The 15,413-nt window shown below is 61.6% G+C and carries 15 protein-coding genes; all 15 read right to left on the reverse strand.

Annotation, left to right across the window (positions count from 1 at the left end):
* Positions 1-4 precede the first annotated feature (4 nt).
* Positions 5-1,132: an acyl-CoA dehydrogenase family protein gene (locus G5S42_RS24400; protein WP_176109113.1), complete on the reverse strand. Its 1,128-nt coding sequence runs from the start codon at positions 1,130-1,132 to the stop codon at positions 5-7.
* 10 nt (positions 1,133-1,142) lie between these two features.
* Positions 1,143-2,339 (reverse strand): acyl-CoA dehydrogenase family protein, encoded by a 1,197-nt coding sequence (locus G5S42_RS24405; protein WP_176109114.1) that lies wholly within the window; start codon positions 2,337-2,339, stop codon positions 1,143-1,145.
* A gap of 48 nt (positions 2,340-2,387) precedes the next feature.
* Positions 2,388-2,813 carry a DUF1178 family protein gene (locus G5S42_RS24410; RefSeq protein ID WP_013088951.1) on the reverse strand — a complete coding sequence of 142 codons (426 nt, stop codon included), beginning with the start codon at positions 2,811-2,813 and terminating at the stop codon, positions 2,388-2,390.
* 216 nt (positions 2,814-3,029) lie between these two features.
* Positions 3,030-3,554, reverse strand: coding sequence for a helix-turn-helix transcriptional regulator (locus G5S42_RS24415; protein WP_176109115.1), 525 nt, complete (start codon positions 3,552-3,554; stop codon positions 3,030-3,032).
* 63 nt (positions 3,555-3,617) lie between these two features.
* Entirely contained in the window at positions 3,618-3,863 is a 246-nt protein-coding gene (locus G5S42_RS44455) for a hypothetical protein (RefSeq protein WP_246392068.1), read from the reverse strand.
* 293 nt (positions 3,864-4,156) lie between these two features.
* On the reverse strand, positions 4,157-4,747 hold the full coding sequence (locus G5S42_RS24420; RefSeq protein WP_013088948.1) for an NUDIX domain-containing protein: 591 nt from the start codon (positions 4,745-4,747) through the stop codon (positions 4,157-4,159).
* Positions 4,748-4,792: 45 nt separating this feature from the next.
* Positions 4,793-5,089: a DUF2818 family protein gene (locus tag G5S42_RS24425; protein ID WP_018420024.1), complete on the reverse strand. Its 297-nt coding sequence runs from the start codon at positions 5,087-5,089 to the stop codon at positions 4,793-4,795.
* The gene (gene nuoN / locus G5S42_RS24430; RefSeq protein WP_176109116.1) at positions 5,089-6,561 is read right to left on the reverse strand and encodes an NADH-quinone oxidoreductase subunit NuoN; all 1,473 of its coding nucleotides are present in this window, start codon (positions 6,559-6,561) and stop codon (positions 5,089-5,091) included. Before nuoN ends, G5S42_RS24425 begins: the two co-directional genes overlap by 1 nt.
* Before the next feature lie 24 nt (positions 6,562-6,585).
* Positions 6,586-8,076, reverse strand: a complete 1,491-nt coding sequence (locus G5S42_RS24435) for an NADH-quinone oxidoreductase subunit M (protein WP_176109117.1) — start codon at positions 8,074-8,076, stop codon at positions 6,586-6,588.
* Positions 8,077-8,090: 14 nt separating this feature from the next.
* A complete protein-coding gene (nuoL, locus tag G5S42_RS24440) occupies positions 8,091-10,157 on the reverse strand; it encodes an NADH-quinone oxidoreductase subunit L (RefSeq protein WP_176109118.1) in 2,067 nt (688 codons plus the stop codon).
* Positions 10,158-10,174: 17 nt separating this feature from the next.
* A complete protein-coding gene (nuoK, locus tag G5S42_RS24445) occupies positions 10,175-10,480 on the reverse strand; it encodes an NADH-quinone oxidoreductase subunit NuoK (protein WP_176109119.1) in 306 nt (101 codons plus the stop codon).
* Between the two features lie 20 nt (positions 10,481-10,500).
* Positions 10,501-11,193, reverse strand: coding sequence for an NADH-quinone oxidoreductase subunit J (locus G5S42_RS24450; RefSeq protein WP_176109120.1), 693 nt, complete (start codon positions 11,191-11,193; stop codon positions 10,501-10,503).
* A 192-nt stretch (positions 11,194-11,385) separates the two neighbouring features.
* On the reverse strand, positions 11,386-11,874 hold the full coding sequence (gene nuoI, locus G5S42_RS24455; RefSeq protein WP_013088942.1) for an NADH-quinone oxidoreductase subunit NuoI: 489 nt from the start codon (positions 11,872-11,874) through the stop codon (positions 11,386-11,388).
* Between the two features lie 15 nt (positions 11,875-11,889).
* Positions 11,890-12,954, reverse strand: coding sequence for an NADH-quinone oxidoreductase subunit NuoH (gene nuoH / locus G5S42_RS24460; protein ID WP_176109121.1), 1,065 nt, complete (start codon positions 12,952-12,954; stop codon positions 11,890-11,892).
* Complete coding sequence (gene nuoG / locus G5S42_RS24465; protein WP_176109122.1) at positions 12,955-15,288, reverse strand: NADH-quinone oxidoreductase subunit NuoG; 2,334 nt, start codon at positions 15,286-15,288, stop codon at positions 12,955-12,957. It abuts the gene before it with no gap.
* Between the last annotated feature and the right edge of the window lie 125 nt (positions 15,289-15,413).

Below are 15,413 nucleotides of genomic sequence, written 5' to 3' on the forward strand. Positions count from 1 at the left end.
CCGATCAGACTTCGGCGACCGCAAATCCGGGCAGCGTGGCAAACCGCGCGAGATGATGATCGACGTCGCCGAGCGTGGTCTCGATGATCGCGAGGCGCTTGAATAGGTGCGCGGCCGCCACTTCGTTCGTGACACCCATGCCGCCGTGCAACTGCACCGACTGTTGACCGACGAAACGCGCGGCCTGGCCGACCCGTACCTTGGCCGCGGAGATCGCGCGACGGCGCTCGTTCGTGTCTTCACTCGCGTAGCGCATCGCTGCGAGATACGTGATCGAGCGCGCCTGCTCCGCGTGGATCAGCATCTCGACCATGCGGTGCTGCAGCGCCTGGAAACGCGCGATCGGCTGACCGAACTGCTGGCGCGTTTTCGTATATTCGACGGTGGCGTGATTGAGCGCGTCGAGCGCGCCGATCGCCTCCGCGCACAGCAGCAGCGTGCCGTAGTCGGCGATCTGCTCGAGCGTTGCCGCCCCCGCATGTTCGCCGGAGAGCCGGCGCGCGGGCGTGCCGTTGAGTTCGAGGGTTGCGGCGCGTTGACCGTCGATGGTGCGGTACTCGGTAAGCGTGACGCCGGTCGCGTCGCGCGCGACGACGAAGAGTGCGATCTCGCCATCGAGGCGCGCCGGCACGATCCAGTGGTCCGCCTGCGCACCGTGCAGCACGACAGATTTGCTGCCGCTCAGCGTGTACTGCACGCCCTGCGCGCTCGCGGTCGTCGCGAGGTCGAACAGATCGTAGCGGGCATGCGGCTCATGAAACGCCACGGCCAGTTTGGCTTCGCCCTGGGCCGCCCGTTCGAGCAGCGCGGCATCTTCGCCGTCGCCGGTGCCGGCGAGCCGCAGTGCTTCGATGCCGACCGCGGTCGCCCAATACGGCTCGACGACGAGCGCGCGACCGAGTTCCTGCATGACCACGAGCATGTCGATCGGGCCGCCGTTGAAGCCGCCCTGCGCTTCTGGCACCGGCAACGCGGTCAGCCCCAACTCGGTGAACGCTGCCCAATGATCGGCCGATATGCCCGCCTCCGAGCGCACGATCGCCTGGCGCGCTTCGAAGCCGTAGCTCTTCTCGAGATAGCGGCGCAGCGCATCGGCAAATTGCTGCTGTTCGTCGTTGAAAGTGAAGTCCATGCGCCGCTCCTCAAAGTCCGAGAATCATCTGCGCGATGATGTTCTTTTGAATTTCGTTCGAGCCGCCGTAAATCGACGTCTTGCGGAAGTTGAAGTAGTACGCGGCAAGCGGCGCGGCATCGTCGTCGCCGGCAAGACTGTGCTCGCGTTCGCCTTCGAGGAACGGCACGTCAAACGGCGCGGCCAGCGGACCGATCGCTTCGAACATCAGTTCGGTGAGTCCCTGTTGCACTTCCGTGCCCTTGATCTTCAGCATCGACGCTTCCGGGCCCGGGCCGCGACCGCCCGCCTCGTTCGCCACCACGCGTTGCACGGTGACTTCGAGCGCCATCAACTCGATTTCGAGACTCGCGACCTTTGCCGCAAACACCGGATCGTGCAGCAGCGGCTTGCCGTTCTTTTTCTGATTCAGCGCGACACGTTTGAGAAACACCAGTTCACGCTTCGACGCACCGACTCGCGCGATGCCGGTACGCTCGTGCCCAAGCAGATATTTCGCATAGGTCCAGCCGCGATTTTCTTCGCCGACCAGATTGTCGAGCGGGACTTTGACGTCCTCGAAGAACACTTCATTGACTTCGTGATCTTCGTCGAGCGTGATGATGGGCCGCACAGTGATGCCCGGCGTTTTCATGTCGATCAGCAGGAACGAGATGCCCTCCTGCTTTTTGGCGCCGCTGTCGGTGCGCACGAGGCAGAACATCATGTCGGCGTGCTGGCCGAGCGTGGTCCAGGTCTTCTGACCGTTGACCACGTAATGATCACCGACACGCTCGGCGCGAGTGCGCAGCGACGCAAGGTCGGAACCCGACCCGGGCTCCGAATAGCCCTGACACCACCAGTCCGTGCCGTCGAGAATGCGCGGCAGATAGTGGCGTTTCTGCGCCTCGTTGCCGTACTTCATCAGCACCGGCGCAACCATCGACACGCCGAAAGGCAGCACGGTAGGTGCGCCAACACGCGCGCACTCTTCTTCCCAGATATGTCGTTGGGTCGCGTCCCAGCCGGGGCCGCCGTATTCGCGCGGCCACGCGACCGCCGACCAGCCTCGCATGCCGAGCAGCCTGTGCCAGCTTGCGAAGTCTTCGCGGGAAAGACGTTTGTGATTGAGAACCTTGTCGCTTAGTTCGCGAGGCAGATTCGCTTCGAGCCAGGCGCGGATGTCGGCGCGGAACGCGTCTTCAGCGGGGGAATAGTCCAGATTCATGCGTAGTGTCTCCTGGCCGCCACCACCCAGCCGCCTGGAGCCACCGCGCTACTGCAGTGGTTCCTTCAGCGCAGCCGGGACCGGCAGCGGCATCACTTCGATGCCTTCCTCGACCAAGGCACGCGCATCCTCGGGTGTGGTGACACCACGAATACTGCGCGCGGGCGCTTCGTTGTAGTGAATGCGCCGCGCTTCCTCGGCGAAGCGGTCGCCCACGTTCTCGGTCTTCTCCAGTACCTCGCGCAGCGCGCGAATCATGTGCGCCTGCATTTGCTCCATGCCCGCCGGCGCTTTTGAGTCGGTCGCGCCCGACAGATTCAGACGCGGTGCCGACGGCAAACGGCTCACCTCGTGCGCACCGCAGATCGGACATTCGACAAGCTTGCGGGACTGCTGCGACTCGAAGTCATCAGCCGAAGCGAACCAGCCTTCGAACCGATGGCCATGCGGACACTGTAAATCGAGGACCTTCATGTGGAATCAGGGCTTGCGTGCCAGTTTAGCGCAAAATGGATATTTGTGAACGATCGTTCGTAAAACCTCAGGACCGACGCACAGCCGCCAGCTGCCGCTACGGAATATCACGTGGGTGCGCGATTTTAACGCTTTACGGCATGTGCTGCCGAAGGCGGCCCGAGCGCTAACCGGTGCCACACTTGCTCGGTTCTCCAGCCCGCTTGCGGCGCACCGCTACACCACGAGATTGCCGAGTTGACGACTCACGCGCGGTTCAATCTGACGGGCCTCCTTCGTCAGATTGATCTGCTTCGCCAGTTTTGCGACATCCGCGACACCAATCTCAATCTCGTACCCGCCGCGCGCGGTCAGCCATTCGAGGACGTCGGTCAGATGCCACACCGACGCACTGCCTTCGTGGACCGGGGGCGGAAAGTCGATGGCGTTGTTCAGCATCAGCTTGCGCATGTTTTGCCGCGACACTCCCGCCATTTCGGCCACGTCGGTCAGCCCCACGAAGTCAGGTCCTGCCTCGACCAGTTGCGCGGACGGCACAGCGCGTTTCACGTCCTTGAGCGCGCTGGTGACAGCCTCGAATGCGCTCGTGGCTTCACGGGTGAAAAGCAGCGCGAGGCGGCCTGGTTGCCCGACGCCAATCGTGGCGTCGTCGCACCCCGCTTCGCCCAACCGCTCGACGATTGCGTCTGCATCGCAGTCTTCCGCGGCGAGGCGGTACTTCAACGTGAACACATATTCCATACGTTACTCCTGTCTTTGTTGAGCCCAGGTTATTGCGATTCCTGTTTGCTGCCTACGAACCCACTAGCGCCGTGCCGCGCAGTTGCCGACAATGCGCCGCAAGTGTCTGGCGTGATTGCCGGGATTCTTCGGCGTACTCCAGACGCTCGATATACAGAACTCTCCGCACCGACATTCGGCGTCTTGGTACGGGCAATAGATTTTTCCCCACGCATGACCTCTTCCGCCGTCCTGAACGCGCCAGCCGTGCTGTTCCGCGTACGCCAATGCGGCCTCGATCTCTTTCTTCTTGTGCCTTCCTCGAACCATCGACACCTCCAATGTAGCCGCTCAATTTCGAGTTGTCAATTGACAACCCATGATTGAACCGGAATCAGATCACTCCGATGAGTAGCGTCGGTTATCCCAAACAAAATCGACGACGGACTCGGTAATCGGAGGGTTCATACTAGCCGGCCGGCGGAGCCACGACGAGCCAGCCAGATGGCATAGGAAACGGCATTTTGTTGAGCCAGAAAGAAACCGCGGAGCCAATGACGAAGCCCCTGCCGGTCATCGACCAACAGGGGCTTGGTTAAATCAGCTACCGGGCTGACGCGAACTTACACCGTCTCGGGCGCCTCGGTCGGCCACGTGCCCGACAGCACTTTCTCGAGCCAGAAAGTACCGATGATCGTCTTCACATCGGTGATCTTGCCCGTGCGCACCCACTCGGACACTTGCTCCACGGTCGCGGTGAACAGTTCGAGAAACTCACCTTCGTCGAGCTTGCGCTCGCCCGCGGTCAAGCCCCGCGCCAGATAGATATCAATGAATTCGGTCGAGTAAGAAATGATCGGGTGGATCCGTGTCAGGTACACGTACTCGCGTGCGGTATAGCCGGTCTCCTCGCGCAGTTCCCGCACCGCGCACGCCAGCGCGCCCTCGTTCGGGTCGAGCTTGCCGGCCGGATATTCGACCATCACCTTGCCCATCGGATAGCGATACTGACTTTCGAGCAGCACGCGACCGTCATCGAATAAGGGGATCACCATGACGGCGCCCGGATGCTGAACGTATTCGCGCGTCGCATGTTTGCCGTCCGGGAGTCGGACCGTATCGTACTTGACCGTCATGAACGGCCCCTGATGGACCGTCTTGCTGTCGATACAAGTCTCGGTTAGCGCGGCGTCGTGATTGGGAAGTTCAGCCATGTGCGGACCTCAGAACAGCCAGGCGCGCGCGACGGCGAGACGCCGTCAGCGGCGTTTGACGAGATATTGGAAGGTAAAGCCGGGAAAAGCGAACACGACGAACAGAGCGAACGTGATCGCATAAAACTGCCAGCCCTGCTCGAAGCGATTTCCCGCGCGCGCTTCGAGCAAAAAGCCCAGCGCGCCGACCACGAAATACAGCACGATCAATTCGGCAATCCGGAGCCAGGCGCTTTTCTTCGCCGCTTTCAACGGCACCGCGGCGAAGAGGCGCTGATTCAGGAACGGTAGGTTGGCGCCGACTAGCGCCAACAGCACGATAAACCAGCCCGCAGCGGACATCAGAGCAACAGCGTGTGCTGGATCGCCTGCAGGCAGGCGCGCAACAGCGGATCCGGCACGATACCGAGCACCAGCACGGCGACGCCGTTCAACGCGAGCAACGCGCGCGTGCTCGTGTCCGCCACGATCGCCGACTTGTCTTGCGGCTCGTCGAAGTACATCAGCTTGACGATACGCAGGTAGTAGAACGCGCCGAACAGCGACGTGATCACCGCGAGCACGGTAAGCCAGGTCAGGCCGGCGTTCATCGTTGCTTGCAGCACGGCGAGCTTCGCGTAGAAGCCGACTGCCGGCGGAATACCCGCGAGCGAGAACATCATGATCATCATCACGAACGCGAAGACCGCGCTGCGCTGATTGAGGCCCTTGAAGTCCTCCAGCGTGTCCGCTTCGAAGTCGCGGCGCGCGAGCAGCATGATGACGCCAAAGGTACCGAGCGTGGTGATCAGGTAGACGATGCTGTAGAACATCGCCGAGCCGTACGCGCTCGCGGCACCCGTGGTTTTCTGGTCGACCACGCCGGCGAGCAGGCCGAGTAGCACGAAGCCCATGTTCGAGATCGCCGAATACGCGAGCATCCGCTTGACGTTGCGCTGCACGATACCGGTGATGTTGCCGACGATCAGCGACAGCGCCGCCAGAATCACCAGCATCTGTTGCCATTCGACCGCCAGCGGCAGCAGGCCCATCACGAGGAAACGCAGACCCCACGCGAACGCCGCGACCTTCGGACCGCCACCGACGATGAGCGTCATCGCCGTCGGTGCGCCCTGGTACACGTCGGGCACCCACATATGGAACGGCACCGCGCCCATCTTGAACGCCACGCCCGCCACGATGAAGATCACGCCGAACAGCAGCACGGTCGGATCGTAGTGGCTCGTGTTAATCGCCTTGAACACTTCGTTCAGGTCCAGCGAGCCGGTCGCGCCATACAGCATCGAAACACCGTACAGCAGGAAACCGGAAGCCAGCGCGCCGAGCACGTAGTACTTCATCGCCGCTTCGTTCGACGACGCCACTTCGCGACGCAGCGCGATCACCGCGTACAGCGACAGCGACATCAGTTCCAGACCGAGATACAGCGTCAGGAAGTTGTTGCCCGAGATCATCACGATCTGGCCGAGCAGCGAGAACATGCCGAGCAGGAAGAAGTCGCCGCGGAACAGGCTACGGTCTTCGAGGTAGCGACGCGAATAAACGATCGTCACCGCGTAGCCGAGCGACACCACCGCCTTCATCACGTTGGCGAACGGATCGACCACGTACATGTGATCGAAGAAGTAATGCACTTGCGGGTCGAACGCATTCACCGCGAACCAGATCCCGGCGACGAGCGTCGAGAAGAACGCGATGAAATACGTTGTACGGCGACCCTCCGGGCCGACGAACGTGTCGTTGAGCCACGCGATGACAATGGCGAACATCACCAATGCGTCAGGCAACAGAGCAGTCATAGGGGCGTTTTGCATGGTCTTAAATTCCTCCGCTCGTCGTTACTGAGGCAACGGCAGCTTCGATTGCGCAACGTGGGAGAGGAGGTTTTCCACGGATACGTGCATCACATCGGTAAAGGGCTTCGGATACAGGCCCATGAACAGCGTCAGTGCGGCGAGCACTGCCAGCATGAAAAATTCGCGACGGTCGATGTCGAGCAGGTTCTTCACGTGGTCGTTCGCGACTGCGCCGAAGTACACGCGCTTGTACATCCACAGCGTGTAGGCCGCGCCGAGAATCAGCGTGACTGCCGCGCCACTCGCGATCCAGAAGTTGTACTGGACGGAGGCCAGAATCACCATGAATTCGCCGACGAAACCGGAAGTGCCCGGCAAGCCGCAATTCGCCATCGCGAACAGCATCACGAACGCCGCGAACTTCGGCATCACGTTGACGACGCCGCCGTAATCGGCGATCTGACGCGAGTGCATGCGGTCGTAAAGCACGCCGATGCACAGGAACATTGCGCCCGACACGAAGCCATGCGAGATCATCTGCACGATCGCGCCTTCCGCGCCGAGCTGATTGAAGATAAAGAAGCCGAGCGTGACAAAGCCCATGTGCGCAATCGACGAATACGCGACCAGCTTCTTCATGTCGGCCTGCACCATCGCAACGAGACCGATGTAGATCACGGCGATCAGCGACAGCGTGATGATGACCGGTGCGAGGAAATGGCTCGCATCAGGCGTGATCGGCAGCGAGAAGCGCAGGAAACCGTACGCACCGAGCTTCAGCATGATCGCGGCCAGCACGACCGAACCGCCGGTCGGCGCTTCCACGTGCGCGTCCGGCAACCACGTGTGCACCGGCCACATCGGCACCTTCACCGCGAAGGCCAGGAAGAACGCGATAAACAGTAGCACCTGCGGCGTCATCGCGATCTGCGCGTGCTGCCACGTGGCGATGTCGAACGAGCCGGTCTCGTTGTACAGATAGATCAGCGCAACCAGCATCAGCAGCGAGCCCGCCAGCGTGTACAGGAAGAACTTGAACGCCGCGTACACGCGGTTCGCCCCGCCCCACACGCCGATGATGATGTACATCGGGATCAGCGTCGCCTCGAAGAACACGTAGAACAGCATGCCGTCGGCCGCGCTGAACACGCCGACCATGATGCCCGAAAGGATCAGAAAGGCCGCGAGGTACTGGCCGACGTTCTTCGTGATCACTTCCCACGCTGCGATCACGACGATCACCGTGATCAACGCGGTCAACGAGACGAACCACATCGAAATGCCGTCCACGCCGAGGTGATACATGATGTGGAAGCGCTCGATCCAGTTCGCCTGCTCGACGAACTGCAGGTCGGCGGTGCTCGAATCGAAGCTGGTGATCAGCGGCAGCGTGACGAGGAAGCTCAGGACAGAGCCGATCAGCGAGATCCAGCGCGCGGGAGCGGGGTTCTCGTCGTTGCCGATCGCGAGGACCAGCAGACCGAAGAAGATCGGCAACCAGATCGCGATGCTGAGAATCGGATAAGCGTGCATGAGTGTCTCTCGCCTTATTTGCCGCCGAGCGTTACAAACAGGGTCAGGAGCCCCAGCATGCCGATGATCATGGCGAACGCGTAGTGGTAGATGTAACCGGATTGGAGGAAGCGGATCACGCTAGCGAACCAGCCGATAAAGCGTGCGCTGCCGTTCACGATGCCGTCGATCACGACCACGTCGCCTTCCTTCCACAAACCACGGCCAATGGCCACAGCGCCCCGCGCAAACACGACTTCGTTGATCTTGTCCATGTAGTACTTGTTATCGAGCAACGTGTAGATCGGGCCGAATGCGCGCTTGATGACAGCGGGCAGATCCGGACGGACCAGATACAGGAACCATGCGACCACCACGCCTGCGAGCGCGAGCCATACCGGCAGGCCCGACACCGAGTGCAGACCCATCGACGCCCAGCCCTGGAATTCTTCGGCCATCTCATGCAGCGCCGGATGGTTCTCGCTGATGTAGATCACCTTGTCGAACGCGACGCCGTGCTGGAAGAAGTCGCCGAACAGCATCGGACCGACGCCGATCGCGCCGATCACGATCGACGGAATCGCCAGCAGCACGAGCGGCACCCACACGACCCACGGCGTTTCGTGCGGTTCGTGAGCGTGGTCGCCGTGACCATGGCCATGGTCGTCGTGGCCGTGCGCGCCATTTGCATGCGACGCGGCTTCCGCGCCCATCGGCGATTCCGGGTGCTTCGGATTGCGGAAGCGCTCCTCGCCGTGGAACACCATGAAATACATGCGGAACGAATACAGCGCGGTTACGAACACGCTTGCGACCACCGCGAAGTACGCGAAACCCGAGCCCGGCAGATGCGACAGCTTCACCGCGTCGATGATCGAGTCTTTCGAGTAGAAGCCCGAGAAGAACGGCGTGCCGATCAGCGCGAGCGAACCGATCAGCGACGTGATCCACGTAATCGGCATGTACTTGCGCAGGCCGCCCATGTTGCGCATGTCCTGATCGTGATGCATGCCGATGATCACCGAACCCGCGCCGAGGAACAGCAGCGCCTTGAAGAACGCGTGCGTCATCAGGTGGAACACGGCGACCGAGTAAGCCGACGCGCCGAGCGCGACCGTCATGTAACCGAGCTGCGACAGCGTGGAATAAGCGACCACACGCTTGATGTCGTTCTGGACGATGCCGAGAAAGCCCATGAACAGCGCGGTTATCGCACCAATGACCATGACGAACGACAGCGCCGTATCGGACAGTTCGAACAGCGGCGACATGCGCGTAACCATGAAGATACCGGCCGTCACCATGGTCGCAGCGTGAATCAGCGCGGAGATCGGCGTCGGACCTTCCATCGAGTCCGGCAGCCACACGTGCAGAGGGAACTGCGCCGACTTACCCATCGCGCCGATGAACAGGCAAATGCAGGCCACCGTCAGCAAGCCCCAGTCGGTACCCGGGAAGTTCAGCGCCGCGAGTTCGGTACGCTTTGCGAAGACTTCGCCGTAGTTCATCGAACCGGCGAACGCGAACAGCAGACCGATGCCGAGCAGGAAACCGAAGTCGCCGACGCGGTTCACGATGAACGCCTTCATGTTCGCGTAGATCGCGCTCTCACGCTTGAAGTAGAAGCCGATCAGGAGGTACGAAACGAGACCCACCGCTTCCCAGCCGAAGAACAGCTGCAGGAAGTTGTTGCTCATCACGAGCATCAGCATCGAGAACGTGAACAGCGAGATGTACGAGAAGAAGCGCTGGTAGCCGTCGTCGTCGGCCATGTAGCCGATCGTGTAGATGTGCACCATCAGCGACACGAAGTTGACCACGACGATCATCATCGCGGTCAGCGAGTCGACCAGGAAGCCGACTTCGAGCTGTGTCTTGCCGATCGACATCCATTGATAAACGGTCGCGTTGAAGCTCGCGCCGTCCATCACCTGGAAGAAGACCATGACCGACAGGATGAACGAAATCGCGACGCCGAGGATCGTGACAGAATGCGCACCCGCCCGCCCGATCGCCTTGCCGAACAGCCCTGCAACCAGGGAACCGGCGAGCGGTGCCAGCGGAATTGCCAACAGCAGGTTTTCATTGAGTATCGTGGACATAACCGCTTTTCCTGAAATTAACCTTTGAGCTGATCGAGATCCTCGACATTGATCGTGTCGAGACTACGGAACAGGGTCACCAGAATTGCGAGACCGATCGCCGATTCGGCTGCAGCAACCGTCAGCACGAAGAAGACGAAAACCTGGCCGTGCACGTCGCCCAGATAGTGCGAGAACGCGACGAAATTGGTGTTCACCGCGAGCAGCATCAGTTCGATCGCCATCAGGATGATGATGACGTTGCGGCGGTTCAGGAAAATGCCGACGACGCTGATCGCAAACAGGATCGCGCCGAGGACGAGGTAATGGGCAAGGGTCAACATGATTTCTATCTCCTGTCCGCTCAGCTGTTCTTGGCTGCTGCCGAGTCGGCTGCTGCTGCGGCTGCCGCGGCAGCCGCTTGTTCCGCCGCGATGGTCGCCGCGGTTTTCTCCGACGGCATCTTCACGACGCGCACGCGGTCCTGAGCACGCACCTTGACCTGCGCGCTGACGTTCTGACGCTTGCTGTCCTTCTTGTGGCTCGTGGTCAGCGCGATCGCCGCGATGATGGCGACCAGCAGAATCAGGCCGGCGATTTCGAACGCGAAGATGTAGTTGGTGTAGATGACCTTGCCGATCAGGCGCGTGTTCGACCAGTCGCCCATACCGGCGGCGGCCGAGGCCGTGTCGTGCAGTGCGGTAGCCGTCGCGCCGTAGCCGTGCCACAGGATCAGTGCGGTTTCGATCACGATGATCGCGCCCACTGCCGATGCCATCGGCACGAAGCGTTTGAAGTCCTTGCGCAGCACGTCGAGATTGATGTCCAGCATCATCACGACGAACAGGAACAGCACCATCACCGCGCCGACGTAGACCAGCACCAGCAGGATCGCGAGGAACTCCGCCTCGAGCAGCATCCAGATCGCGGCTGCGTTGAAGAACGCCAGCACCAGATACAGTGCGCACGCCACTGGATTGCGGGAGGTGATCACCTTCAGCCCTGAAACCACGAGGAGCAGCGCGAAGATGTAGAACAGTACGGTCGTGAATTCCATGATTACCGGTTCATCGTTAGGCCATCGTCAGGCATTGTTCTTTGGCACGCGCGGTTGGCAAAAGCGGAGCAAACCGCCAGTACCGCCACACAGGTGCGCCGTGCCGCGGCGTTCAGGCCGCGGCGGTCGGCCCGACAGCAGGCCGTGTTAATGCTTTTACTGCCGCATTTACTGCATCAGCGGGAAAGCGCTTCAACGATACGGTGCGTCGGCTGCCTTGTTGGCGGCGATTTGTGCTTCGTAGCGGTCGCCAACGGCCAGCAGCATTTCCTTCGTGAAGTACAGGTCGCCGCGCTTCTCGCCGTGATACTCGAGAATGTGCGTCTCGACGATCGAGTCGACCGGGCAGCTCTCTTCGCAGAAACCGCAGAAGATGCACTTGGTCAGGTCGATGTCGTAGCGCGTCGTGCGGCGCGTGTTGTCCGCGCGCGTTTCCGATTCGATCGTGATCGCGAGTGCCGGGCACACTGCTTCGCACAGCTTGCAGGCGATGCAGCGCTCCTCGCCGTTTTCATACCGGCGCAGCGCATGCAGACCGCGGAAACGCGGCGAGATCGGGGTCTTTTCTTCCGGGAACTGCACGGTGACCTTGCGCTGGAACGTGTAGCGTCCGGTCAGCGCGAGGCCTTTCAGCAGTTCCGTGAGGAAGAAAGTCTTGAAGAAGTTTTGGATTGCGGTCATGGGTTCGTCCGCCCTTTATTTCCAGATGTTCAACGGCGACATGATCCAGAAGCCGACCACCACGAGCCACACCACGCAGACCGGAATGAAGACCTTCCAGCCTAGACGCATGATCTGGTCATAGCGGTAGCGCGGGAACGTGGCACGCGCCCAGATGAACACCGACAACAGCAGGAAAACCTTGAGGACGAGCCAGAAGATGCCCGGGATGAACGACAGGAACCCGAACGGAGCGCTCCAGCCCCCAAGGAACAGTGTTGCAGCCAATGCCGATATCACGATCATGTTGATGTACTCGGCGAGGAAGAACAGCGCGAACGCCATGCCCGAGTAATCGATCATGTGACCCGCGACGATTTCCGATTCGCCTTCCACCACGTCGAACGGGTGACGGTTCGTTTCGGCGATGCCCGAAATGAAGTACACGACGAACATCGGCAGCAGCGGTAGCCAGTTCCACGACAGGAAATTCAGGCCGTGCGAGGCGAAGAAGCCCTGCTCCTGCGAGCCGACGATGCCCGACAGATTCAGCGTACCGGCCGTCATCAGCACGACCACCAGCGCGAAGCCCATCGAGATTTCGTACGAGACCATCTGCGCGGCGGCGCGCATCGCGCCGAGGAACGCATATTTCGAGTTCGACGCCCAGCCGGCCAGAATCACGCCATACACGCCGATCGACGAGATCGCCATCGCGTACAGCAGACCCGCGTTGATGTCGCCGAGCACCGCGCCCGCCTGGAAAGGAATCACCGCCCACACCGCGAACGCCGGCACCACCACCATGATCGGCGCGATGACGTAGATCCAGCGGCTCGCCTGGGCAGGCTGGATCACTTCCTTGAGTAGAAGCTTCAGCACGTCGGCGATCGGCTGCAACAGGCCGCCGGGGCCGACGCGGTTCGGACCGAGACGCACGTGCATCCAGCCGATCAGCTTACGCTCCCACAGGATCAGGTAAGCGACGCACAGCAGGATCACGACGGCCACCACCAGGATGCGCACGAACGCCCACACCGTAGGCCATGCCACACCGAGAAGCTGGGCGCCGCCCGAGTTGATCGTATCGAACAAGCTCATTTACGCCTTCTCCACCACCAGTTCACCGAACAGGCTGCCCAGCGCTGCACCGGCAGGCGTAGCCGCCGATACGCGGACGACCGTCTCCGCAAGATTCGCGTCGCGCACGGCCGGCAACTGCACCGCTTGCTCGCCCTGACGAACGCGCACCGCGTCGCCCTCTTTCAAACCCAGTTTGTCGAACAGCGCAGCCGGCAAGCCTACCGAATTCGCCGTACGGGCCGCCGCGGTCAGATGCAGCGACTCCGCGCGACGCACCAGCGCGTCGGCGTGATAGATCGGCACGTTCGCGAGACGCTCGAACTTGCCTTCCGCCGCCTTCACGGCCTGGCCGCGCGTCACCGCGACGCCGGTACGGTTCGACAGCCTCGAACTGACGTCACCGTCGCCGAGCGCCGCTGTGCGCACTTCTTCGACCGTGTCGTATTCGAAGCCCGGCGCGCCGAGCAGGCTGCCCAGCACGCGCAACACCTTCCACGCCGGACGCGTGTCGCCGAGCGGACGCACGACGCCGTTGAAAGCCTGCACCGTGCCTTCCGCGTTGACGAACGAGCCACCCGTTTCGGTGAACGGTGCAATCGGCAACAGCACGTCGGCATAGTCGGCGCCGGTCTGGAACGGCGACATCACGACGACCATCTCGGCCTGCTTCAGCGCTGCAAGCGCTTGAGCCGGATTGGCCGTGTCGAATTCCGGCTCGAGATTCAAAAGCAGATAGCCCTTGCGCGGTTGCTCGAACACTTCGCGTGCATTCAGACCGCCTTCGCCCGGCAGCGCGTTCACGAGGTGCGCGCCGACCGTGTTGGCCGCTTCGGTCAGGAAACCGAGCGTGGCGCCGGTCGCTTCGGCAATCCATTGAGCCGCGGCGTGGATCGCCGCGAAGTCCGTATGACGGACCGCGTCGTTGCCGAGCAGCACGACGCGCAGTGCGCCGTTGGTCAGCGATTTCGCGATCTGCTTGTGCGCGTCCGTCGGCTGCGTGCCGGCGAATGCTTCCGGCAGTGCGACGCCCTTCGCTTCGCCCACCGCGCCAGCGATCCCTGCCAACGCCTCGAGCCATGCCGACGGTGCGGCGACCACACGGTGCGCCTGCGGGATCATCGCGTCGTCGTTGGTGGCCTGGATCAACGTGAGCGCCGAACCGCCGCGTGCGACCTGGCGCAGACGCGCGGCGAACAGCGGATGATCACGACGCAGATCCGAGCCGATCACGAGCGCCGCATCGACGTTCGACAGATCGGCGATCGTGCCGCCGAGCCACGGCGCGCCGGTAACGGGGGCCGAGAAGTCCGACTGACGCAGACGGAAGTCGACGTTCGGCGTGCCGACCGCTTGCGCAATCTGCTTCAGCAGGAACAGTTCTTCGATTGTGCTGTGCGCGCTCGACAACGCCGCAAGCGCGTTCGCGCCGTGGTCGCCCGCGATGCCCTTCAGGCCCTTGACCACATAATCGAGCGCGGTTTGCCAGTCGGTTTCGACCCACTGGCCGCCCTGCTTGAGCATCGGCTTGGTCAGACGCTCGGGGCTGTTGAGACCTTCGTACGAGAAGCGGTCCTTGTCCGAAATCCAGCACTCGTTGATCGCTTCGTTTTCGAACGGCAGAACGCGCATCACGCGATTGTTCTTCACCTGCACGATGAGGTTCGCGCCAACGGAATCGTGCGGGCTCACCGACTTGCGGCGCGACAGCTCCCAGGTACGGGCGCTGTAGCGGAACGGCTTGCTGGTCAGCGCGCCGACCGGGCACAGGTCGATCATGTTGCCCGACAGTTCCGAGTCGACCGTCTTGCCGACGAACGAGGTGATTTCCGAATGCTCGCCGCGGCCCAGCATGCCGAGTTCCATCACGCCGGCGATTTCCTGGCCGAAGCGCACGCAACGCGTGCAGTGAATGCAGCGCGACATCTCTTCCATCGAGATCAGCGGGCCCACGTTCTTGTGGAACACCACGCGCTTTTCTTCGCTATAGCGCGACGACGACTTGCCGTAACCGACGGCCAGATCCTGCAACTGGCACTCGCCGCCCTGGTCGCAGATCGGGCAATCGAGCGGATGGTTGATCAGCAGGAATTCCATCACAGCTTGCTGACCTTTCACCGCCTTGTCCGACTTGGTGCGCACGATCATGCCGGCCGACACCGGGGTCGCACACGCAGGCACGGCCTTCGGCATCTTCTCGACATCGACCAGACACATCCGGCAGTTGGCCGCAATCGACAGCTTCTTGTGATAGCAGAAGTGAGGAATGTAGGTGTCGACCTTATGCGCAGCCTGGATCACCATGCTGCCTTCAGGCACCTCGACTTTCTTGCCGTCTATTTCCAGTTCAACCATGATGGTCAATCTTCCTTAACCTGTTACCGCTCAATCGTTCGCCTGTTCATCGCCCGCTTCGGGCGATGAATCCTGCGGTTGAGGTGTTCGTCTGGTAGTTATTCGTCAGCCAAATCTGTCGGCGC

The sequence above is a fragment of the Paraburkholderia youngii genome, assembly GCF_013366925.1.
GTDB classification, from domain to species: Bacteria; Pseudomonadota; Gammaproteobacteria; order Burkholderiales; family Burkholderiaceae; genus Paraburkholderia; species Paraburkholderia youngii.

Excerpts from the sequence above, each read along its gene's own strand:
- G5S42_RS24425 (WP_018420024.1), bottom strand. The coding sequence starts at position 5,089 with ATGTCCGCTGCGGGCTGGTTTATCGTGCTGTTGGCGCTAGTCGGCGCC.
- G5S42_RS24415 (WP_176109115.1), bottom strand. The coding sequence starts at position 3,554 with ATGGAATATGTGTTCACGTTGAAGTACCGCCTCGCCGCGGAAGACTGC.
- G5S42_RS24450 (WP_176109120.1), bottom strand. The coding sequence starts at position 11,193 with ATGGAATTCACGACCGTACTGTTCTACATCTTCGCGCTGCTCCTCGTG.
- G5S42_RS44455 (WP_246392068.1), bottom strand. The coding sequence starts at position 3,863 with ATGGTTCGAGGAAGGCACAAGAAGAAAGAGATCGAGGCCGCATTGGCG.
- nuoI (WP_013088942.1), bottom strand. The coding sequence starts at position 11,874 with ATGACCGCAATCCAAAACTTCTTCAAGACTTTCTTCCTCACGGAACTG.
- G5S42_RS24435 (WP_176109117.1), bottom strand. The coding sequence starts at position 8,076 with ATGCACGCTTATCCGATTCTCAGCATCGCGATCTGGTTGCCGATCTTC.
- G5S42_RS24420 (WP_013088948.1), bottom strand. The coding sequence starts at position 4,747 with ATGGCTGAACTTCCCAATCACGACGCCGCGCTAACCGAGACTTGTATC.
- nuoG (WP_176109122.1), bottom strand. The coding sequence starts at position 15,288 with ATGGTTGAACTGGAAATAGACGGCAAGAAAGTCGAGGTGCCTGAAGGC.
- G5S42_RS24400 (WP_176109113.1), bottom strand. The coding sequence starts at position 1,132 with ATGGACTTCACTTTCAACGACGAACAGCAGCAATTTGCCGATGCGCTG.
- nuoL (WP_176109118.1), bottom strand. The coding sequence starts at position 10,157 with ATGTCCACGATACTCAATGAAAACCTGCTGTTGGCAATTCCGCTGGCA.
- nuoH (WP_176109121.1), bottom strand. The coding sequence starts at position 12,954 with ATGAGCTTGTTCGATACGATCAACTCGGGCGGCGCCCAGCTTCTCGGT.
- nuoK (WP_176109119.1), bottom strand. The coding sequence starts at position 10,480 with ATGTTGACCCTTGCCCATTACCTCGTCCTCGGCGCGATCCTGTTTGCG.
- G5S42_RS24410 (WP_013088951.1), bottom strand. The coding sequence starts at position 2,813 with ATGAAGGTCCTCGATTTACAGTGTCCGCATGGCCATCGGTTCGAAGGC.
- nuoN (WP_176109116.1), bottom strand. The coding sequence starts at position 6,561 with ATGCAAAACGCCCCTATGACTGCTCTGTTGCCTGACGCATTGGTGATG.
- G5S42_RS24405 (WP_176109114.1), bottom strand. The coding sequence starts at position 2,339 with ATGAATCTGGACTATTCCCCCGCTGAAGACGCGTTCCGCGCCGACATC.